4 protein-coding genes are annotated in these 3,569 nt (G+C 60.6%); 3 read left to right on the top strand and 1 reads right to left on the bottom strand.

Features of this window, described 5'->3' with window-relative positions:
- The 3 genes from VGY55_01225 to VGY55_01215 form a co-directional block, all read left to right on the top strand.
- A partial coding sequence (locus VGY55_01225; protein HEV2968576.1) for a glycosyltransferase occupies positions 1-370 on the top strand: 370 nt, incomplete at its 5' end.
- 209 nt (positions 371-579) lie between these two features.
- Complete coding sequence (locus tag VGY55_01220; protein HEV2968575.1) at positions 580-1,467, top strand: serine/threonine-protein kinase; 888 nt, start codon at positions 580-582, stop codon at positions 1,465-1,467.
- A 190-nt stretch (positions 1,468-1,657) separates the two neighbouring features.
- Positions 1,658-2,656, top strand: coding sequence for an acetyl-CoA carboxylase carboxyltransferase subunit alpha (locus VGY55_01215; protein ID HEV2968574.1), 999 nt, complete (start codon positions 1,658-1,660; stop codon positions 2,654-2,656).
- A 720-nt stretch (positions 2,657-3,376) separates the two neighbouring features.
- Here the strand turns inward: VGY55_01215 and VGY55_01210 are convergent.
- Positions 3,377-3,569, bottom strand: a 193-nt coding sequence (locus VGY55_01210; GenBank protein HEV2968573.1) for a hypothetical protein, incomplete at its 5' end; no start/stop codon positions are given.

Here is a 3,569-nt window from a genome sequence, read left to right as displayed (position 1 = left end):
TCGGTTTCTCGGTCTTGTGTCGCCCGAGCGAATTCCGCGTCTGCTCGCGGCGATGGATATCGTCGTACACGCGAGCCTGCGCGAAGGATTAGCCCGGGCGCTGGTGCAATCGCTGCTCGTGGGCCGGCCGGTGGTGAGCTATGACGTCGACGGCGCCCGTGAGGTTGTCGTCACGGGCGAGACAGGGTTCCTGGTTCCCCCCAAATCGATCGACGAGTTGGCGGCGGCAGTCAACCGGCTAGCCGCCGATCCGGCCCTTCGAGCACAAATGGGCGCCGCGGGCCGCCTGCGATTTGCCGACCAATTTCGGCACGAGCGGATGGTCGATGAGCTACACAAGCTCTACGACCGGCTGCTCGCTGAGCGATGACACACTCATCCGCATCGCGTTCGACTGAATACTAGCCCGAAGCGCCAGCGAGCGATTCTGTGCCCGACATCGATTCTCCTCGTTGGCGCTTCGCGCCTCGTGTCGCGGTTGTCCGACTTCGAGATGCTGACTAGACTAAAACGAGAACGGCGTGCCGCGAAGAATGCGGTGGCACGCCTGATCTACCCGACGAATTCGAGGTCGTTTCTGTGGCTCAACGGGGTGAATATTTCGGCATGTATCGGCTGCTCAACCCGGCCGGCAACGGGCGCCATTGCGACGTCTGGGAGGCGATGCACGACGGAAAGAACGAACGGTTTGCGCTGAAGATTATCCGCGCCGATTACCGCCACGACGCCGCGCAAATCAATCTGATGCGGCACGAGTTCGCCGTCGGCCGCGAATTGAGCCATCCGAATTGCATCACGATCTATGAGTTCGACGCATCGAAGGTTTCCCCGTTCCTAGCGATGGAGTTTTTCGCCTCCGCAACGAACCTCAAGAAATTGATCTCGCCCAGCAGCCAGACGATCGGCGATGCCGTGCCCGGCATCGAGCGGATCGCGCGGCAGGTCCCGCGGATCATCGAGCAGGCGGCGGCCGGATTGGCTTATTTTCACCAGCGCGGCTGGATCCATCGCGATATCAAGCCGGATAACTTTCTGGTGAATCCCGACGGCGACGTCAAACTGATCGACTACGCGATCGCCGAACGTCGGAAGGGGCTGCTCGGCCGGCTGTTCGCCAAGAGTCAGGTCGCGGGAACGCGCAGCTATATGTCGCCCGAGCAGATCCGCGCCCAATCCCTCGACCACCGCACCGACATCTACAGCTTCGGTTGCGTGATGTTCGAGCTGTTTGCCGGCCGGCCGCCGTATACGGGCAATTCGGAGAATGAGTTGCTCACGAAACATCTGCGTGCCCCCATCCCATCGGCGGAAACTTTCAACAAGAATCTCACTTACGAATGCGTCCAGCTCGTCAAGGCCATGCTGGCAAAGGATCCCAAAGATCGGCCTGAGTCGATGGACGAGGTGTTGAGCTACCTGCGTGCGTATCGCGTCTACCGCTCCATGCCCGCGGCACGAAAGGCGTGAGCAAGGGACTAGGGATTAGGGGCTAGGGGCAGGACGCCCGAGAAACTCACGCCTCAACGGTCACGACCCGTTCTAACCGTTCTTGTCACAAGTGTTCACTTGAATTAGCCTAGTCGCAGGCGGGAGTCCTCGTCCGTCAACGGTCTTTTCCTGGCCTCTAGTCCCTGGTCCCTAGCCCCTAGCCCCTCGCATGCCTTCCGGCTACCGCCTTGCCTTTGAGCGGCCGATTTACGATCTCGAGGCCCGGATCGCCGATGCCGATGCCGCGGCCCGCGATAATCCGGCGGCCCGCGAGGAATTGCGGCGACTGCGGCGCGAGTTGGTCGAGACGACGCGAAAGATCTTCAGCCAGTTGACGGCCTGGGAGATCGTCGAGGTCGCTCGCCATCCCGATCGCCCGATGACAACCGACTATATCGACCTCGTCTTCGACGAATTTGTCGAGCTGCACGGCGATAAATCGTTTGGCGACGATCGAGCGATTCGCACCGGCTTCGCCAAGCTCGATCAATTCAAAGTGATGATCGTCGGTCATCAAAAGGGAAGGACGGTGAAAGAGCGGAGCCTTTGCCATTTCGGCTGCGCTCATCCCGAAGGTTATCGCAAGGCGATGGCCAAGATGCGGCTGGCGGCCAAATTCGGCCGCCCGGTGATCTGCCTCATCGACACACCGGGCGCTTATCCGGGCGTCGAGGCCGAGGAGCGCGGGCAGTCGCAAGTGATCGCCGAGAGCATGTTCGCGATGTCGCGGCTGCCGACGCCGATCGTCTGCGTCGTGATTGGCGAAGGGGGCTCCGGCGGGGCGCTCGGGATTGGCGTGGGAGACAAAGTCGCCGTGCTTGAGAACGCTTACTACTCGGTAATCAGTCCGGAAGGGTGCGCGGGCATTCTGTGGAAGAGCCATACCCACAAGGAAGAAGCGGCAAAGGCGTTACGACTGACATCGCGCGACTTGCTCTCGCTCGGAGTGATTGACGACGTGATTGAAGAGCCGCTCGGCGGGGCGCACCGCGATCATCCCCGAATGGCCGCCCGGCTGAAGATGTATTTGATTAAATCGCTCCGCGAGCTGACGGCCCGCCCCGCCGACGAGCTTTTGAAAAAGCGCTACGAAAAATTCCGCCGGATGGGCGCGTACATCGAAAATGGCTCGCCCCACGGCGCCGCCGAGATGAACGGCACCGCGTAGGGCACGCGCTGTCGGAGTTCAGTCTTTAGGCTGCGAAGCGCGCCAACGGCCAACGTCGGGTGCCACTGGCCAGCGCATCGGAGCGTTAGCGCAGCGATGTCGGCCAGTGTAGAATCACACATGCTCTCGCAAAACGTTGTCTTCGAAGGCGAATCTATCGGAGACGATCCGCACCATTCGCCCGGAGAAGGGATTATCTGTCTGATAGCGGAGTTTCTGAATGAGAAGGGGTATTCGCCGACCGCGATTGACAACTGGCGAGACTGCGGATGGTCGATCGAGCTGGAGATTGACACCACCGAGCTTCAGATCTCAGTCGCGCGTACTTCGCTGCCAAATTCATGGATAGCGCAAGTCGCTTGTTTGGATCAACCGGGTCCGCTGCGACGGTTGTTCGGCGCCAAATTGCGCGATTGCAATTCCGAATTGTTTGAAATTGCTTTGGCGGTTCATCGGGCGCTCAGCGAAGCCGGACTTACAAAAATCCGGTGGTGCATCGACGGCTATCCAGATGGCTCCAATAGTTCGCCAGAACCACGCGAACGCTGAGACGCACAGCGTGCCCTACGGCCTCTCTCCAACGTCCGATAATGTCTGTTATGTTCGGTTGAAAGCCCGGTTTTCTCCGAGAAAACGACGTTCTCACGGGCACCACTCTTGCGCCGCACTGGCCGACATCGCTTCCCTGGCGCTCCGTTGCGTGGCTAGTGCCACCCTGCGTTAGCTTCCGTTTCGCGGCGGCGCCGCCGGCCGTTTTGGCGCGACCGCGCCGTCGGGCTGCAACTCCGTCTCGAGCTGATTCAGATACGGATCGAGCACCTCGTGAATCTCCGGAGGGATGACCGGCTCGGCCCGATTTAGAAGCAGGGCAATGTAATGGCCGGAGGATGAATTCAGCACGGCGTCGCGGCCG

The organism is Pirellulales bacterium (assembly GCA_035939775.1).
Classification (GTDB): domain Bacteria; phylum Planctomycetota; class Planctomycetia; order Pirellulales; family DATAWG01; genus DASZFO01.
Note: the sequence above shows the minus strand (reverse complement) of the source record. Positions and strands in the feature narration are given on the sequence as shown.

Bases quoted from the DNA above. Each gene is read 5' to 3' on its own strand.
- VGY55_01215 (HEV2968574.1), top strand. From the start codon at position 1,658: ATGCCTTCCGGCTACCGCCTTGCCTTTGAGCGGCCGATTTACGATCTC.